Origin of the sequence: Pseudomonas lini (assembly GCF_964063345.1) — a bacterium.
GTDB classification, from domain to species: domain Bacteria; phylum Pseudomonadota; class Gammaproteobacteria; order Pseudomonadales; family Pseudomonadaceae; genus Aquipseudomonas; species Aquipseudomonas lini_B.
Genome location: NZ_OZ061318.1, coordinates 3,538,386 through 3,553,286 on the forward strand (window position 1 = coordinate 3,538,386; position 14,901 = coordinate 3,553,286).

General features: G+C 59.3%; 14 protein-coding genes and 1 pseudogene. 3 read left to right on the top strand and 12 right to left on the bottom strand.

Annotated features, from left to right (window positions below; translation table 11 throughout):
• Positions 1-52: 52 nt before the first annotated feature.
• The 4 genes from AB3226_RS16045 to AB3226_RS16060 form a co-directional block, all read right to left on the bottom strand.
• Entirely contained in the window at positions 53-535 is a 483-nt protein-coding gene (locus AB3226_RS16045; RefSeq protein WP_038978509.1) for a glycine zipper domain-containing protein, read from the bottom strand.
• Positions 536-920: 385 nt separating this feature from the next.
• Positions 921-3,269, bottom strand: a complete 2,349-nt coding sequence (locus AB3226_RS16050; protein WP_367373759.1) for an FdhF/YdeP family oxidoreductase — start codon at positions 3,267-3,269, stop codon at positions 921-923.
• Positions 3,266-4,105 (bottom strand): formate dehydrogenase accessory sulfurtransferase FdhD, encoded by an 840-nt coding sequence (gene fdhD / locus AB3226_RS16055; RefSeq protein WP_367373760.1) that lies wholly within the window; start codon positions 4,103-4,105, stop codon positions 3,266-3,268. Before fdhD ends, AB3226_RS16050 begins: the two co-directional genes overlap by 4 nt.
• Before the next feature lie 92 nt (positions 4,106-4,197).
• The gene (locus AB3226_RS16060; RefSeq protein ID WP_367373761.1) at positions 4,198-5,085 is read right to left on the bottom strand and encodes a LysR family transcriptional regulator; all 888 of its coding nucleotides are present in this window, start codon (positions 5,083-5,085) and stop codon (positions 4,198-4,200) included.
• Between the two features lie 137 nt (positions 5,086-5,222).
• Here AB3226_RS16060 and lysM point away from each other — a divergent pair, with 137 nt between their 5' ends.
• Positions 5,223-5,663 (top strand): peptidoglycan-binding protein LysM, encoded by a 441-nt coding sequence (gene lysM / locus AB3226_RS16065; RefSeq protein ID WP_038978513.1) that lies wholly within the window; start codon positions 5,223-5,225, stop codon positions 5,661-5,663.
• A 127-nt stretch (positions 5,664-5,790) separates the two neighbouring features.
• On the opposite strand, the gene yrfG is transcribed toward lysM, so the two are convergent.
• Positions 5,791-6,453, bottom strand: a complete 663-nt coding sequence (yrfG, locus tag AB3226_RS16070; RefSeq protein WP_367373762.1) for a GMP/IMP nucleotidase — start codon at positions 6,451-6,453, stop codon at positions 5,791-5,793.
• Positions 6,454-6,700: 247 nt separating this feature from the next.
• On the opposite strand from yrfG, the gene nudE reads away from it, so the two are divergent.
• A complete protein-coding gene (nudE, locus tag AB3226_RS16075) occupies positions 6,701-7,267 on the top strand; it encodes an ADP compounds hydrolase NudE (RefSeq protein WP_367373763.1) in 567 nt (188 codons plus the stop codon).
• Positions 7,264-8,097 (top strand): 3'(2'),5'-bisphosphate nucleotidase CysQ, encoded by an 834-nt coding sequence (cysQ, locus tag AB3226_RS16080; protein WP_367373764.1) that lies wholly within the window; start codon positions 7,264-7,266, stop codon positions 8,095-8,097. The genes nudE and cysQ overlap by 4 nt, the downstream gene beginning before the upstream one ends.
• A 159-nt stretch (positions 8,098-8,256) precedes the next feature.
• Here the strand turns inward: cysQ and AB3226_RS16085 are convergent, their stop codons facing one another.
• The 7 genes and pseudogenes from AB3226_RS16085 to AB3226_RS16115 all read right to left on the bottom strand — a co-directional run bounded on the left by AB3226_RS16085 (position 8,257) and on the right by AB3226_RS16115 (position 14,797).
• Entirely contained in the window at positions 8,257-8,712 is a 456-nt protein-coding gene (locus AB3226_RS16085) for a thioesterase domain-containing protein (RefSeq protein WP_367373765.1), read from the bottom strand.
• 40 nt (positions 8,713-8,752) lie between these two features.
• Entirely contained in the window at positions 8,753-10,147 is a 1,395-nt protein-coding gene (locus tag AB3226_RS16090) for a sigma-54-dependent transcriptional regulator (protein WP_367373766.1), read from the bottom strand.
• Positions 10,144-11,952, bottom strand: a complete 1,809-nt coding sequence (locus tag AB3226_RS16095) for an ATP-binding protein (protein WP_367373767.1) — start codon at positions 11,950-11,952, stop codon at positions 10,144-10,146. Before AB3226_RS16095 ends, AB3226_RS16090 begins: the two co-directional genes overlap by 4 nt.
• Before the next feature lie 106 nt (positions 11,953-12,058).
• Positions 12,059-12,604, bottom strand: coding sequence for a dTDP-4-dehydrorhamnose 3,5-epimerase (gene rfbC, locus AB3226_RS16100; RefSeq protein WP_367373768.1), 546 nt, complete (start codon positions 12,602-12,604; stop codon positions 12,059-12,061).
• Positions 12,605-12,763: 159 nt separating this feature from the next.
• Positions 12,764-13,324 (bottom strand): DUF3916 domain-containing protein, encoded by a 561-nt coding sequence (locus AB3226_RS16105; RefSeq protein WP_367373769.1) that lies wholly within the window; start codon positions 13,322-13,324, stop codon positions 12,764-12,766.
• Positions 13,325-13,378: 54 nt separating this feature from the next.
• Entirely contained in the window at positions 13,379-13,624 is a 246-nt protein-coding gene (locus AB3226_RS16110) for a colicin E3-like toxin immunity protein (protein WP_367373770.1), read from the bottom strand.
• A 10-nt stretch (positions 13,625-13,634) separates the two neighbouring features.
• Positions 13,635-14,797: pseudogene (locus AB3226_RS16115) on the bottom strand (S-type pyocin domain-containing protein).
• Positions 14,798-14,901: the final 104 nt, after the last annotated feature.

Consider the following 14,901-nt stretch of genomic DNA (forward strand, 5'->3'; position numbering starts at 1 on the left):
AGCCCGAAGGCTGCGATTTTTTGATCTACCGGTAAACGAGGCGATTCAAGCCTCAGTCGCGATAGCGATGTTTATGCTTGCGATGGCCATAGGCATGACCACGACCTGGATGGCCGTCACGGTAGTAGCGACGATCATCACGGCCACGATAGGAGCGACGATCATCGTCGTCATCGCTCTTGTTGCCCATATAGTTACCCAGCGCGCCACCGGCGCCGCCGCCTGCTGCGGAGCCGATCAGGCTGCCGGTGGTGCCGCCCATGCTGCGGCCGACCACGTTACCGCCTGCTGCGCCCAGCGCACCGCCAATGGCGGCTTCGCCACGGCTGCGTTTGTCTGCGCCGACTGCGCTACCACCCGCGCCGCCCAGGGCCGCGCCAATGGTTGAACCTGTACTGCCGCCTAACGATTGACCGACGACCGAGCCCAGAACCCCGCCCAATGCGCCGCCCACACCTGCTTCGGTGGTGCCGCCTGCAGAAGCGAAGCCACTGACCAGGCCAAGGGACAACAAGAGAATCGAGGAGAACTTCATAGAGGAACCTCAAGGGGATGACGGCGCGATCCTGAGGCTGTGTCATGGTTGTGACAACCGAAATCCGACGAGTAACACGACTTGAGCACAATTCTATAAGTTACTGTTTTTTGGGCGGAACTTAAGTGTTTTTCACCGGTCTTTAGCTACTTCGATAAGGCCGTTTTTATACAAAAACGGCCTTTTTTGTGGGCGATTGGAAAGTGAATTGCCGCTGGAAATCAGAAGTGAACATCGTCCTGTGGCGAGGGAGCTTGCTCCCGCTGGGCCGCGCAGTGGCCCCAAAAAGCAAACCCAATCTTTCAGCTAGATTGGGTTTGCCAGGTTTGCGGCTGCTGCGCAGCCGAACGGGAGCAAGCTCCCTCGCCACAGTGGTATGTGCGCGTCAAGCCGACTTGGCCATAATCAACCCAGTCTCACTCGCCGCTTCCAACCGGATCGCCACAAACTTAGACGTCGGCGTATGGCTACCATCCCCGGTGCTTTCCAGCGGCACCAGCGGGTTCACTTCCGGATAGTAAGCGGCCGCTTGCCCGGCAGGAATATCAAACGCCAGCAGCGTGAAGCCCTTCACCCGGCGCTCACGGCCATCATCCCAGATCGAAACGATGTCAGCCTTCTGCCCCGGTTTGAACCCCAGGCGAATGATGTCGGCCTCATTGACGAACAATACATCCCTCTGACCTTTCACCCCGCGATAACGGTCATCAAGACCATAAATCGTGGTGTTGTACTGATCGTGGGAGCGCATTGACTGCATGATCAGGTCCGGCAGCACGCCGGTAGCGCGGGTGCGTTCGTGCACCAGATCTTTGGGCAGCATGTTCGCACGGAAGTTGGCCCGACCCGATGGGGTATTCCAGCGACGTGCGCCGGCGCTGTTACCCAGGTGGAAACCACCCGGGTTCTGGACTCGCTCGTTGAAGTCCCGGAAGCCCGGGATGGTCTCGGCGATCAGGTCGCGGATGCGGCTGTAATCGGCCACCAGCCAGTTCCAGTCCACCGGTTTGTTCCCCAGGGTCGCCGCGGCGATTGCGGCGATGATTGCAGGCTCCGAGCGCATCTGGTTCGACAGCGGCTGCAACTGACCGTTGGAGGCGTGGACCATGCTGAACGAGTCTTCCACGGTCACCGCTTGAGCGCCTTCGGTCTGGATATCGATGTCGGTACGGCCGAGGCACGGCAGGATCAGCGCGTCTTTACCGTGCGCCAGATGGCTGCGATTGAGCTTGGTGCTGATTTGCACGGTCAGGTCGCAGTTGCTCAAGGCCTTGAAGGTCCGCGGGCTGTCCGGGGTGGCTTGGGCGAAGTTGCCACCCAGCCCGATGAAGACTTTTGAGCGGCCGTCGGCCATGGCGTGAATCGCCTCGACCACGTTGTGACCGTTCTCACGCGGCACCTTGAACTGGAAGCGGCGCTCCAGAGCATCGAGGAACGCCACCGGCGGACGTTCGTTGATGCCCATCGTCCGGTCGCCCTGCACGTTACTGTGACCACGCACTGGGCACAGACCGGCACCCGGCCGACCGATGTTGCCGCGCAACAGCATCAGGTTGGCGATTTCCTGGATGGTCGGCACCGAATGACGATGCTGGGTAATGCCCATGGCCCAGCACATGATCACGTTCTTGCCTTTGACGTACATGCGCGCCGCTTGCTCGATCTCCACCAGAGTCAGGCCGGACTGCTCGACGATCTGCTCCCACGGGGTGTCGTCGATGACGCCCATGTATTCCAGCACGTTGACGGCATGTTCATTCAGGAAATCGTGATCGAACACTGCCGGGGCGCCAGTCTTCTGCGCATCGCGTTCCCATTGCAGCAGGAATTTCGCCATGCCGCGCAGCACCGCCATGTCGCCGCCCAGTGCCGGACGGAAGTACGCGGTATTGGTCGGCTTGAAGCCGTTGGTGAGCATTTCCAGCGGATGCTGCGGGTGCTGGAAGCGTTCCAGACCGCGTTCTTTCAGCGGGTTGACGCATACCACCTGAGCACCACGTTTTACCGCTTCGCGCAGGGGTTCGAGCATCCGCGGGTGGTTGGTGCCGGGGTTCTGGCCCCAGACGAAAATCGCATCGGCGTGTTCGAAATCATTGAAGGTCACGGTGCCTTTGCCAACGCCGATGCTTTGCGCCATGGCCACACCACTGGCCTCGTGGCACATGTTCGAGCAGTCGGGGAAATTGTTGGTGCCGTAGGCGCGTACGAACAGCTGATAGAGGTACGCCGCTTCGTTGCTGGCGCGGCCCGAGGTGTAGAACTCGGCCTGATCCGGGCTCGACAGGCCGCGCAGATGCTTGGCGATCAGCGCGAAGGCGTCTTCCCAGCTGATGGGTTTGTAGCGATCGGTCTCGGCGTCATAGCTCATCGGCTCGGTCAATCGGCCTTGATACTCAAGCCAGTAGTCGCTCTGCTCCAGCAGCGAGCTGACGCTGTGTTTGGCGAAGAACGCGCCGTCGACACGCCGTTTGGTCGCTTCCCAATTCACCGCTTTGGCGCCGTTCTCGCAGAACATCACCATGCCCTTTTCCGGAGAATCGCCCCAGGCGCAACCTGGGCAGTCGAAGCCGCCGTTCTGGTTGGTCTTGAGCATTATGCGGAGGTTTTTCAGCGCGTTATCGCTGGTCAACCAGGCTTGGGCGACGCTGATCAGCGCGCCCCAGCCACCGGCTGGGCCTTTGTAGGGCTTGTAGCGGGGGACGGGTTTCTGGTCGGCTTGACGATGTTGACTCACGCTTGATTCTCTATAGCAGGGCTGTAGACCCGCGGCGCATTTTTCTGCGGCAGGTGGATGAGGTTGAGGTTGTGACGACGGGCCCATTGCACGGCAAGGCTCGTGGGCGACGACAGGCTGACCAGAGTCTGGATGCCGGCGCGTAAAACTTTCTGGATCAATTCGAGGCTGCAACGGCTGGTGACAATCGCCAAGCCGCCAGTGGTCGGGATCTTCTGGCGGATCATCCCGCCGATCAGCTTGTCGAGGGCGTTGTGCCGACCGATGTCTTCACGGCCCAGCAACAAGTCGCCGTTGCCGTTCATGAACACCGCCGCATGCACCGCGCCGCAATGCTGGCCCAGCGGCTGAAATTCGCCGATGCGCTGGCGCAGGCCGTCCAGCCATTCGGCCGGGGGCAGTGGGGCGCCGGGCAATACTTTGAGGTCGGGCAGCGCTTGCTCCACCGCTTCCACGCCACAGAGCCCGCAACCGCTGGTGCCAGCCAGTTGTCGACGCTGCTGCTTGAGGTTCCAGAAAGCACGATTGGCGATGGTCACTTGCGCGTATTGCGCCGAACCTGTGCCGCTGAGTTGCAGGTCGTAGATGTCTGAAGCGTCTTCGATGATGCCGCTGCCGAGGCTGAAGCCGACGATGAAATCTTCAAGATCCGTTGGCGTCACCAACATGACCGCCTGGTTGATGCCGTTATAGGCAATCGCCAACGCGACTTCCTCGGCCAGCGCGGTGCTGGCCGATTCGGTGTGTTCAAGGTTGCAGTAACTGTAGGTCTGGCTTGCGGCGGTCGCGGGCGTTTCAACAGCGGGCGCCGCGCGGGCAGGGCGCTTGGCGTTCATGGGCTCACCAACGGTTTGGTCAGCTTTAAGACTAGGCGTGTCAACTTGTCGCGTCTAATCGCTATTACTGATCTACCGATAGATGACGTCGATCAAGAGCCTGTTGATGATTTCTGATAGATCGCAAAACAGGCTTCGGCGAGTGCCGAACGTGGAGCGCTGCGACGCATGATCAGCCCCAGCCGGGCGAGGGTCTGGGCGCTTTCGATGGGTTGGAGGCGCAAGTGATCAGTGAGGTTTTCCAGACCACCCTCCAATGGCATCACGGCGCAACACAGACCGCCGTGTACTGCTTGTAACAATTGGTGGACTGAATCGGTTTGCAGCAACGGTTGGGGAGCCAAGCCACGACTATGGAAGTTATGGTCAATGGACTGGCGAAAATGCATGCCGCTGGTGAGCATGCCCAGCGGCAGTTCAATCAACGATTTCCAGCTTAAGGGCGCGTCGCCGAAACTGAAGAAACGCTGATCGTAAAGCAAGCCCATGCAAGTTTCGCTAAAAGCCAGGGAGTCGAAACGCTCGCCATCCAGGCGTTCCAGGTACGACACGCCGAGGTCGAGGCGATTGTTCGCCAGTTGTTCGAGGATCTGTTCGGAACTCAGCGCCGAGAGTTCGAAGCGCAGGTTCGGGTGTTCAGCGTGCAGGCGTTGCATCAGCGGTACCGGGTCGAAACTCGACAGCGGCACCACGCCCAGACGCAACGTACCCACGAGGTTGCCGCGACAGGCTGCTGCTTCGGCCTGCAAACCGTCGTAGGCCGCCAGCACCGTACGCGCCCACGCCAGGACGCGCTCGCCCGGCGCGGTAAAACCTTCGAAACGTTGGCCACGGTTAACCAATGGCAGGTCGAGCTCTTCTTCGAGGCTGCGCAGGCGCATGGACAGGGTCGGCTGAGTGATGTGACAACGCGCGGCGGCCTGGCCGAAGTGCCGGGTTTCGTCGAGAGCGATGAGGAATTTGAGCTGCTTGATGTCCATCTTCGCTCCAGGGCGCGGGCAAGGTTTGCGATTCTACCGCCTGCGCGGGGTTGGGTCATTGGTCGGCTGGAGACCGGGCTGCGCCAGGCTGGTCTAGTCTTTGGCGTCTGGACCCTAAACCCCAAGGAGAGTGCACCATGAGTATTTTTAGCTTTGTGAAAGAAGCAGGCGAAAAACTTATCGATCTGCTGACACCTGGCAATGCGAATGCCAGCGAGCAACTGAAGGAACACATCAGCAAGGTCGGCCTGGGTAATCCGAATGTTCAGGCGACAATCGAGGGCGACAAAGTCATCGTCACCGGGGAAGTGGCGAGCCAGGAGGAGAAGGAAAAGATTCTGCTGGCCGTGGGCAATATCGCCGGTGTCGGCAGTGTGGATGACCAGATCACCGTAACAGGTCCGGTTGCTCAGGCGGCGCGCTTCGTCACCGTTAAAAAGGGTGACACCCTCAGCGCGATTTCCAAGGCCGAATACGGCGACGCGAACAAGTACAACAAAATCTTCGAGGCTAACAAACCAATGCTTTCGCATCCGGACAAGATCTATCCGGGGCAGGTGTTGAGGATTCCTGAGTAACCCTCAAGATCGTGTGATGGCCATCGCGGGCAAGCCACGCTCCCACAGGTTTTGTGTCGTTCGCGTAGTGTGCATACGACGCAAAACCTGTGGGAGCGAGGCTTGCCCGCGATGCAGGCGACTCGGTCTAAAGCCCTGTGATGAGCTCCCGATAATCCCCCACCGCCGCAAACTCGGCCGTGTCCTTCGGCCCTTTGCGGCTGTCCGGCTCGCTCACGGCCAGCAGATGCGCCACGCCAAAATCACGCGCACTGCGCAGAATCGGCAGCGTGTCATCGATAAACAGACTGCGTGTCGGGTCGAAGCCGATGTCGGCCTGCAAGGCATCCCAGAACTGCGGGTTTTCCTTGGGGAAACCGTAATCGTGAGAGCTGATCAACCGCTCGAAATACGGCGCCAGTTCAATTCGTTCCAGTTTCAATGACAGCGAATCGCGGTGGGCGTTGGTGATTAGTACTACGCGTTTGCCGGCCTGTTTGATCGCGGCCAGAAACGTGTCCGCATCCGGGCGCAGGGCAATCAGGTGCGCGGTTTCCAGTTTCAGTTCGCGCACCGACAGCTTCAGCTCGGCGCTCCAGAAGTCCAGGCAGTACCATTGCAACTGACCGGCATTGCGTTCGAACAGCGGCTGTAATTCCAGCTCCGCCATGGCCCGGCTCACCCCATGCAGTTCGGCATAACGCTGAGGCAGGTGCTCCATCCAGAAATGGTTGTCGTAGTGCAGGTCCAGTAACGTGCCGTCCATATCCAGCAAAACGGTATCGATGTCGTGCCAGGGCAGCAGGGACATAAAAAACTTCTCCAGCGGTAAAAAAGATATCCAAGGTAAACAATCAGGATAGGCCGGGTACAGGCTGGTTTGAAAGCGTCGCGAACGAAGGGAGTGCAAGGAAAAAACAGGCGAGGACGGGCTGGGGTCGCGTTCGACTTTACGAGTTGTAAATGACCCGTCCGAGCCTGTTTTTGACGCAGCAATCTCGAGCGCAGCAGCTTTCAAACAGCCTGTATAGTAACGCGTTCACGCCAAGGAGCCTCCCATGCGCCAGAAACCCACCGTACTCGCCCGCGAGATCGTCGCCACCAGCCGTTTGTTCTGTGTCGAAGAGCTGAAGTTGCGCTTTTCCAATGGCGTGGAGCGTACTTACGAGCGTCTGGTCAGCAAAGGCACCGGTCATGGTGCGGTGATGATCGTGGCGATGCTCGACGCGGATCACGCCGTATTGGTGGAGGAATACTGCGGCGGCACCGATGCCTACGAATTGTCCCTGCCCAAAGGCTTGATCGAGCCGGGCGAAGATGTGTTGGCAGCGGCCGAGCGGGAGCTCATGGAAGAGGCCGGGTATGGCGCGCGGCAGCTGGAACATCTGACCGAGTTGTCTTTGTCACCCGGCTACATGAGCCAGAGAATCCAGGTGGTGCTGGCCACCGATTTGTACGAAGAACGCCTGGAAGGTGATGAACCCGAGCCGATGGGGGTGGAAAAGATCAACCTGCGCGAATTGTCAGCCTTGGCGCAGAACCCGCGATTCACCGAGGGCCGTGCCTTGGCGGCGCTGTATCTGGCCCGTGATGTGCTGACTCAGCGTGGGGTGTTCCTGCCATGAAGTTGAATTTCCCCCATCCGTTGATGGCGCCAGTCGTTGAATTGGCTTTGAAGGCTGGCGAGGCGATTCTGCCGTTCTGGCGCGTCAACGTTGCCGTGACTGCAAAGTCCGATGATTCCCCGGTCACCGCCGCCGACATGGCCGCTCATCATCTGATTCTGGCCGGGCTGACGGCGCTGGATCCGAGCATTCCGGTGCTGTCCGAAGAAGACGCCAATATCCCCCAGAGCGTGCGCGCTGGCTGGCAGCGCTGGTGGTTGGTCGATCCATTGGACGGGACCAAGGAGTTTATTTCCGGCAGCGAAGAGTTCACCGTCAACATTGCGTTGATCGAGCAAGGGCGTGTGGTGTTCGGTGTGGTGTCGATGCCGACCAACGGGCGCTTTTATGTAGGGGGCGCGGGGTTGGGTGCCTGGCGTGGCGATAAAGGCGCCGAGCCGTTGCCGATTCAAGTTCGCGAGGTTCCGGCGGCGGGTGAAGCGTTCACGGTGGTTGCCAGTCGTCGGCATTCGAGCCCTGAGCAGGAGCGCTTGCTGGCGGGGTTGAGCGCCAGCCTGGGTGAGTTGCAACTGGCCAATATCGGCAGCTCGCTGAAGTTTTGCCTGCTGGCGGAAGGGGCGGCGGATTGTTATCCGCGGTTGGCGCCGACTTCTCAGTGGGATACGGCGGCTGCGCAAGGTGTGTTGGAAGGTGCGGGTGGTGAAGTGTTGGATTTGAGCGGTGAGCCGTTCTGTTACCCGGCGCGGGAATCGTTGTTGAATGAGTTCTTTTTGGCGTTGCCGGCTAAGGCTGTGTGGCGCGAGAAGTTACTGGTACTGGCCCGATCCTGAGTTTTACCCAAACTTGTGGCGAGGGAGCTTGCTCCCGCTGGGCTGCAAAGCGGCCCCAAAACCCAGACACCGCGCAGCATCAGTTAATCCAGGCTGCCTGATTTGCGACTGCTGCGCAGCCGAGCGGGAGCAAGCTCCCTCGCCACAGGTTTTGTGTCCTTACCGGTGAAGAACGTACTGCCCGGTAAACTTCACCGCATCCTCTTCACTCCCGGTATTCACGATCCGCGAATGCAGCGTCAACCGCGCCCGCCCATACCGCTCATACATCGCCAGAAACTTCTTCCACACGGCTGCACTCGGTGCCTGGCAAATCGCCGTCGCGTCCATGGTGACCGGTAGCGGATAGCTGATCTGCCCTTCCTGAATCACGATGTGCCCGTCTTCAATGCCTTCTTCGTGCAAACGCAAATGCAACCAGCCCCAGCCGGCCAGCACCGCGCCGCAATACAGGCTGCCACCGAACATGGTGCTCTTGTGATTGACGTTGGCCTCCAGTGGCAAGTGCAGGCGCAGTTGCTGATCGTGCCAGTCGAGCACTTTGAGGCCCATGTCCCGTGTGAGGGGGATGTCGGAATGAAGGATCGATTCCAAGTGACGACTGTCGCGGTTCATGCACGGGCCTTTTGTTTGAAGGGGATGATTTTACGGTAGCTCAATCGAGGTCGTCGGTGGGGCTGCTGGTGCCGGCGTCAGCGAAGTTCAGGCCATGCTTGCGCAGTTTGTCGTGCAAGGTTTTGCGCGGAATGCCGAGCGCTTCGGCAAGGCTGCGTACGGAGCTGTGCGAGCGTGCCAGTTCGGCGGCAATCAGGCTCTTCTCGAAGTTCTCCACTTGCTCGCTCAAACCGCCGCTGACCACTTCAATCGTGCTGCCGACGCCGCCATCAGGCGCACTGTTGTCCAGCGCCAGTTCAAGGCCCAGGGCAAAGCGTTCGGCGGCGTTCTGCAGTTCTCGCACGTTGCCTGGCCAAGTATGGCGCAACAGCAGCGCCCGGTGTCCCGGTTGCAATTCGTGGGGCGGCAAGCCGTGGCGGGCGCTGGCTTCGTCGGCGAAATGCTGGAACAGCATCAGCGCATCTTCGCCCCGCTCGCGCAGCGGTGGAATGCGCAGCGGCGCGACGTTCAGGCGGTAATACAAGTCGGCACGGAAGCGGCCCTGGTCGGCGGATTGACGCAGGTCTTCCTTGGTCGCGGCGATGATGCGGATGTCCAGCGGGATCAGCTGGTTGCCACCCAAGCGCTCGACGACCCGCTCTTGCAGCAAGCGCAGCAATTTCACCTGCACATCCAGGCTCATGCTTTCGATTTCATCAAGGAACAACGTGCCGCCGTTGGCGAATTCGAACTTGCCGATGCGGCGCTTCTGCGCGCCGGTAAACGCACCGGGCTCGTGACCGAACAGCTCGCTTTCCACCACCGACTCAGCCAGGGCCCCGGCGTTGATCGCCACGAACGGGCCGTTACGCCGGCTCGACAAGTCATGCAGCGCGCGAGCCACCACTTCCTTGCCCGCACCGGTTTCGCCGAGGATCAGCACGTCGGCCTTGGTCGCCGCCAAGGCACCGATCTGTTCGCGCAGGCGCAGCATCGGCGCTGATTGCCCGACCAGTCGAGCACTCAGTTCGTTGCGATCGCTCAGGGCCAGGCGCAGGCTGCGGTTGTCCAGCACCAGCCGGCGCAGGTCCAGGGCACGACGTACGCTGTCGAGCAGGGAGTCGCTGGCGAAAGGTTTTTCCAGAAAGTCATAGGCCCCGGCGCGCATGGCTTGTACGGCTAGCGGCACATCGCCGTGGCCGGTGATCAGCAGCACCGGCAACTCCGGGTCCTGGGCGTGGAGCTCGGTCAGCAGTTCGAGACCGTCCATGCCCGGCATGCGGATGTCGCTGACCACCACGCCCGGCCAGTCGCGCTCCAGTTGCCCGGCCAGACCTTTCGCTTCAGCGAGCGGCAGGATCTTCAGGCCGGCCAGGTCCAGGGTCTGGCTCAGGGCCTGGCGCAGGTGGGGATCGTCGTCGATCAACACGACCTGGATGCGGTTGTCGATGGTCATGCACTTCGGTCCTCGGACGGTTGCAGGCTCACGCCCGGTGCGCCTGCGCGCAGTTTCAGGGTAATCAAGGCGCCGCCTTCCTTGTGGTTGGAGAACGACAGTTCACCCCCGAAGGCGCGCATCAGGCTGTCGCAGATTGCCAGCCCCAGCCCAAGCCCCTGAGTGCGGGTCTTGGTGGTGTAAAAGGGCTCGCCGGCACGACCCAGCGCTTCCAGGCAGAACCCGGGGCCGTTGTCGCGAATGTACAGATTGACGCCGGCGGCGGTGGACTCGGCACTCAACCAGAGTTTACGCGGCGGGCCTTTTTCCGTCAGGGCATCGAGGGCATTAGCCAGCAAATTGCCAAGTACCTGGCGCAGACGGGTTTCACCGGCCTCGACCCACAGGGTGGCGGCCGGCAGGTCACGGATCAGTTCGACTTCCATGCTGCGCCGACGCTTGGCCAGTAATGCCAGGGCATCGTCCAGCGCCGGTTGCAGGGCCACGCTTTCCGGGGCGTGGCGATCACGCCGGGCGAAGGCTCGCAGGTGAGCGATGATCGAGGCCATGCGCCCGGTCAATTCGCTGATCAGCTTGAGGTTGCCGCGAGCATCCTCGGTGCGCTGATGATCGAGCAGCACTTCGGCGTTTTCCGCGTAGCTGCGGATCGCCGCCAGCGGTTGATTGAGTTCATGGCTGATGCTTGCCGACATGGTTCCCAACGCCGAGAGCTTGCCGGCCTGCACCAGGTCATCCTGCGCGCGCACCAGTTCCTGCTGAGCGTGTTCGCGCTCCAGCACTTCCTGCTTCAGTCGACGGTTGAGGCCTTCGAGGTCGCTGGTCCGTTCGGCAACCCGGCCTTCCAGTTCCTGGCGGGCCTTGCCTTCGAAGGCAATCCGGTCCAGGTAATGGCGCCGGCGTTGCATCATCAGGCCGAGCAGCAGCATCAATACCAGCAGCGTTGCGCCACCAATCGCCACGACCGTACGCACTGGACGGTCGATCAAGGTACGCGGCGCAAGGATATTGACGCTCCAGCCGGTTTCTTCGATCTGCCGGGTTTGGGTCAGCCAGGCATTGGGGTCGAGGTTCAACGGCTTGGGATCGCGGGTCGGGTAGGGTTGAATCGCGGTGATGGCCTCGCGTTCTGCGTCGCTCAATGGACGGGTTGAACGGAAACGCCACTCGGGCCGCGATGTGAGGATAACCACGCCATTGTGGTCGGTGACCAACAGTTGTTCCGGGGTTTTACCCCAAAGGCTCTCGGTGTGGTCGAGATCGACCTTGATTACCAGCACGCCGATGATTTTTTCGCGATCACGTATCGCTGCGGCGAAGAAGTAACCGCGTTTGGCCGAGGTAGTGCCCAGGCCGAAGAAGCGCCCCAGACGCCCGGCCATGGCTTCACTGAAATAAGGACGGAAGGCGAAATTACGGCCGACGAAGCTGTCGTGTTTGTCCCAATTGGAAGCCGCCAGCGTCTTGCCGGTGGTGTCCATCAGGTACATGACTTCGGCGCCGGTCTGGGCGCTGATGTTTTTCAGCAGGCGATTGGCATTGCCTTGAACCACGCCCTCGTCGGGTGCGGACAATGTCGCACGCAGTGCGGGCAACTCGCCGAGAATCTGCGGCAATACTTCATACCGGTGCAGGGTGCCCAAGAGGTTGGCGACGTAGAGGTCGAGGGTCTGACGGTTCTGCCCGGCCAGTTCGCTGCGGTAGTAACGCTCGGCCAAATGCTCCAGCGGCCACAGCAAGGGCGCCAGGCACAGCGCGAGCAGCGCCAGGCTGCGCCAGCGGGGTCTGCGGGGGAGGGTCGGTGTCATGAGCATCAGGCGCCTGTGGGTACAGACGCATTATGCCTAGGCTTGCGGGCGCAGTCTGCGCACCTGGGATCAAGTGCGCGCTGGCGGTGAAGATTCACACAGCAATTCAGGAAAAGACTTCGGCGTCCTTGAGGAACGCGGCGGACTGATCCTTGGCCGACAGTTTCGGTGCTTCGTCCAGCTGCCAGTCAATGCCCAGGTCGGGATCGTCCCAGCGAATGCTGCGCTCGGCCGACGGGGTGTAGTAGTCGGTGGTTTTATAGAGGAACTCGGCGAAATCACTCAGCACCACGAAACCATGGGCAAAACCTTCCGGTACCCAGAGTTGGCGATGGTTTTCGGCGGACAGGCGCACCGCCACCCATTTGCCGAAATGTGGCGAGCTGCGGCGAATATCCACCGCCACGTCCAGCACTTCACCGACGGTGACGCGGACCAGTTTGCCCTGGGTGTTTTCCAGTTGGTAATGCAGGCCGCGCAGAACGCCTTTTTGCGAGCGGGAATGGTTGTCCTGAACGAACTGGGTGTTCAGGCCGGTTGCCTCTTCGAAAGCCTTGGCGTTGAAGCTCTCATAGAAGAAACCGCGCTCGTCACCAAATACCTTGGGTTCGATGATCAGAACACCGGGCAGGTCGGTGGTGACTACATTCATGGTGTTTCTCCAGCAATAGGCGTGATGGCCGACATTCTTACGCAAAGTGGCGGCGGGTGCGAGTGGGGAGTACCTGGAAGGGCAAATTCATCGAGGGGACACCGGCTAGCTGAACAGTTGCGGATTCTCGCCGCAGAATATTCTGGAGGTTTTGTATTTTCAGCGCCCCTCCTCGGAACCATCGTCGGTTTTGTCCACTTCTCCGAAGTACCAGTGTTCGGATTCAAACTTCTGACCGTCTTCATCCTCATGAACGAAGTGAAACCCTGCCTCATTCATCCCTTTCGGCAGTACAAGGCCCCACTCGGTGGCGAGGCTTCTGTCGGTGATTCGGATTTGGCGGAAATAACTGTAGTCGAACGGCAGGACGTGACCACGGTAGCGACTCATGTCGGTGTAAATGCAGATTTCACTCGAGAACATGTCGGGGGTGGTGATGGTGGCTACTATCCTGCAGTTGATGGTGTTTTCAGGTCTGGCCTGAATCAGGTGGTGGGCGGTATTGATCAGTTGTTGGGCGCATTCCTTTTGAATGGCTAAGGTGGCTTGTTTGCCTTCTACCAACGTTTCCAATACCGGAATTTTGCAGTTTACATAGCCCTGATCAATGGGCAGGTCTTTAGGGAAGTAACCTTCATAACTTGCTGCCCACGCTTTTAAAGCTCGTAGGCGGCGTGGGATGTTTCGTATTTTTTTGTTTGAAAATGCAATTCGGCGCATGGTGTTTGATTTTATCCTGAATATTTTTTGTATCCGCTCTATCGTCGTCGTGTATCAAGGTAGGCGGAAGGCAATCTGATAGTCGTACCCGGCAGTGTCGATAGGATGCGTAAAGTAGGATTGAAGCAATGAAATCCATTCTGGAAGGACGTTGTATCCGCCATCGAATATTTGGTACTCGTCTGTAAGTCCCAGTGTTGTAAATACGAAATCATCATCTTCGATAATGTTCGATAGCTCTTCTCCAAGCCCAAGGTCAGTGCTTTTGTCATACCACTCAAGTCTTATTCTTAAAGCCATACTGTGTTCCTTACATGAATTTTTTGATGTTGCGTTTTTTGTTCGGCGGTTTTCTTTGTTCCCCCGTCACATGATCGAAGGCGCCTAGGTGACTGCCATCACTGGTTCTATAGACTTCCAATTCTTCTTCTGCAGAATCCCATTCGAAAAACCTTCTGTTTTTGGCATCTGTCCAGCGCTCGCGTAAACCTGCTCCCCCTTGTTTTGGGGTCATTTTTTTGTACGCCTTAAACCGGAGAAACCTGTTATTTGCTCTGTAGTGGGTGCGGAGAGGTAATCGTGGTCAGGACTTGTAAGTCGCTTTCTCTCACTCACCACCACATAAAGTTGCCTAACTCCCGAATCCACCGGGAAAACCAGAATGAAATCCTGATACTCCGGAGGATAAATCGGGTTAACGAGAATATCGCGACTTGCCTCCGTAGGAGGGTAGACCCAGATCGTTGGTGCTTGAGGTGCCGCCTCCAGTGCGGGGATACCGAGAGTCTCGCCAGGGTCCACGGTCGGGGTCCATATCAACTCCATGCCTTCACCGAATACGGCTACCTGTCGGCTATTTCGGTCTTGGAACTGGATGACCGGAACCCTCTGCCAATCGGCGTTTTTACCAGTGTAAAAGGCGTAACCCTTAAGGGAGCCGTCGGCCAGCTGTTCGACGTTCAGCCGCACGCGTGAGTTGGCTTGTTTGAGGATGCGCAGTTGTTCATCGGTGTACAGCGCGCTGTCCCCCAGCTCACCAGGCCAGAGCAGCGCGACTAACCCGGCCAGTAAACCCGAGGCGACAGCTCCGCCGGCCACTGCCGCACCGCTCATGGCCGGGCCAGCCAAGGCAAGACCACCCAGTCCGATCGGCAACGCATTGCCGCTGATTTTCTTCAGAGGAATGGCGCCAGAGCTATCGGCTTGACGCCCGCCTAGAAGCGCAAAGTTTCCATAATCCTGCAACGCGTCCAGCGGAACGAAGCCCGATGGGTTTGCGTAGTTGATGATTCCGTCCGGCAATTTGCAGGACTTGGCGAACACGCAGCCCATAGGTATTACTGGCTCAGGAGTCGTGGGCCTAGGCTCAGGAAAATCGGCAATGGGTTGGTATTCGTTTACGGATGGCGGCGGACGCAAGATACGGCGACGCAACTGCTCCTTGTAAGTCAGCGGGTATGAGCGTTCTGGCATGAATGGCGGATTTCCCTATTGAGGGAGTCAGCGTATGGGCTTGGTTGCTTCCCGGACATTCCTGCCGGTCGATGCGTTGCGTAGGAAAGTTCATCTGAGTAGTC

What these genes read in the sequence shown, in the direction of transcription:
- AB3226_RS16105 (WP_367373769.1), bottom strand. Translation starts at nt 13,324, where the DNA reads ATGCGCCGAATTGCATTTTCAAACAAAAAAATACGAAACATCCCACGC.
- AB3226_RS16045 (WP_038978509.1), bottom strand. Translation starts at nt 535, where the DNA reads ATGAAGTTCTCCTCGATTCTCTTGTTGTCCCTTGGCCTGGTCAGTGGC.
- yrfG (WP_367373762.1), bottom strand. Translation starts at nt 6,453, where the DNA reads ATGTCCCTGCTGCCCTGGCACGACATCGATACCGTTTTGCTGGATATG.
- AB3226_RS16090 (WP_367373766.1), bottom strand. Translation starts at nt 10,147, where the DNA reads ATGACCATCGACAACCGCATCCAGGTCGTGTTGATCGACGACGATCCC.
- AB3226_RS16060 (WP_367373761.1), bottom strand. Translation starts at nt 5,085, where the DNA reads ATGGACATCAAGCAGCTCAAATTCCTCATCGCTCTCGACGAAACCCGG.
- AB3226_RS16095 (WP_367373767.1), bottom strand. Translation starts at nt 11,952, where the DNA reads ATGACACCGACCCTCCCCCGCAGACCCCGCTGGCGCAGCCTGGCGCTG.
- lysM (WP_038978513.1), top strand. Translation starts at nt 5,223, where the DNA reads ATGAGTATTTTTAGCTTTGTGAAAGAAGCAGGCGAAAAACTTATCGAT.
- AB3226_RS16085 (WP_367373765.1), bottom strand. Translation starts at nt 8,712, where the DNA reads ATGAACCGCGACAGTCGTCACTTGGAATCGATCCTTCATTCCGACATC.
- cysQ (WP_367373764.1), top strand. Translation starts at nt 7,264, where the DNA reads ATGAAGTTGAATTTCCCCCATCCGTTGATGGCGCCAGTCGTTGAATTG.
- nudE (WP_367373763.1), top strand. Translation starts at nt 6,701, where the DNA reads ATGCGCCAGAAACCCACCGTACTCGCCCGCGAGATCGTCGCCACCAGC.
- rfbC (WP_367373768.1), bottom strand. Translation starts at nt 12,604, where the DNA reads ATGAATGTAGTCACCACCGACCTGCCCGGTGTTCTGATCATCGAACCC.
- AB3226_RS16110 (WP_367373770.1), bottom strand. Translation starts at nt 13,624, where the DNA reads ATGGCTTTAAGAATAAGACTTGAGTGGTATGACAAAAGCACTGACCTT.
- fdhD (WP_367373760.1), bottom strand. Translation starts at nt 4,105, where the DNA reads ATGAACGCCAAGCGCCCTGCCCGCGCGGCGCCCGCTGTTGAAACGCCC.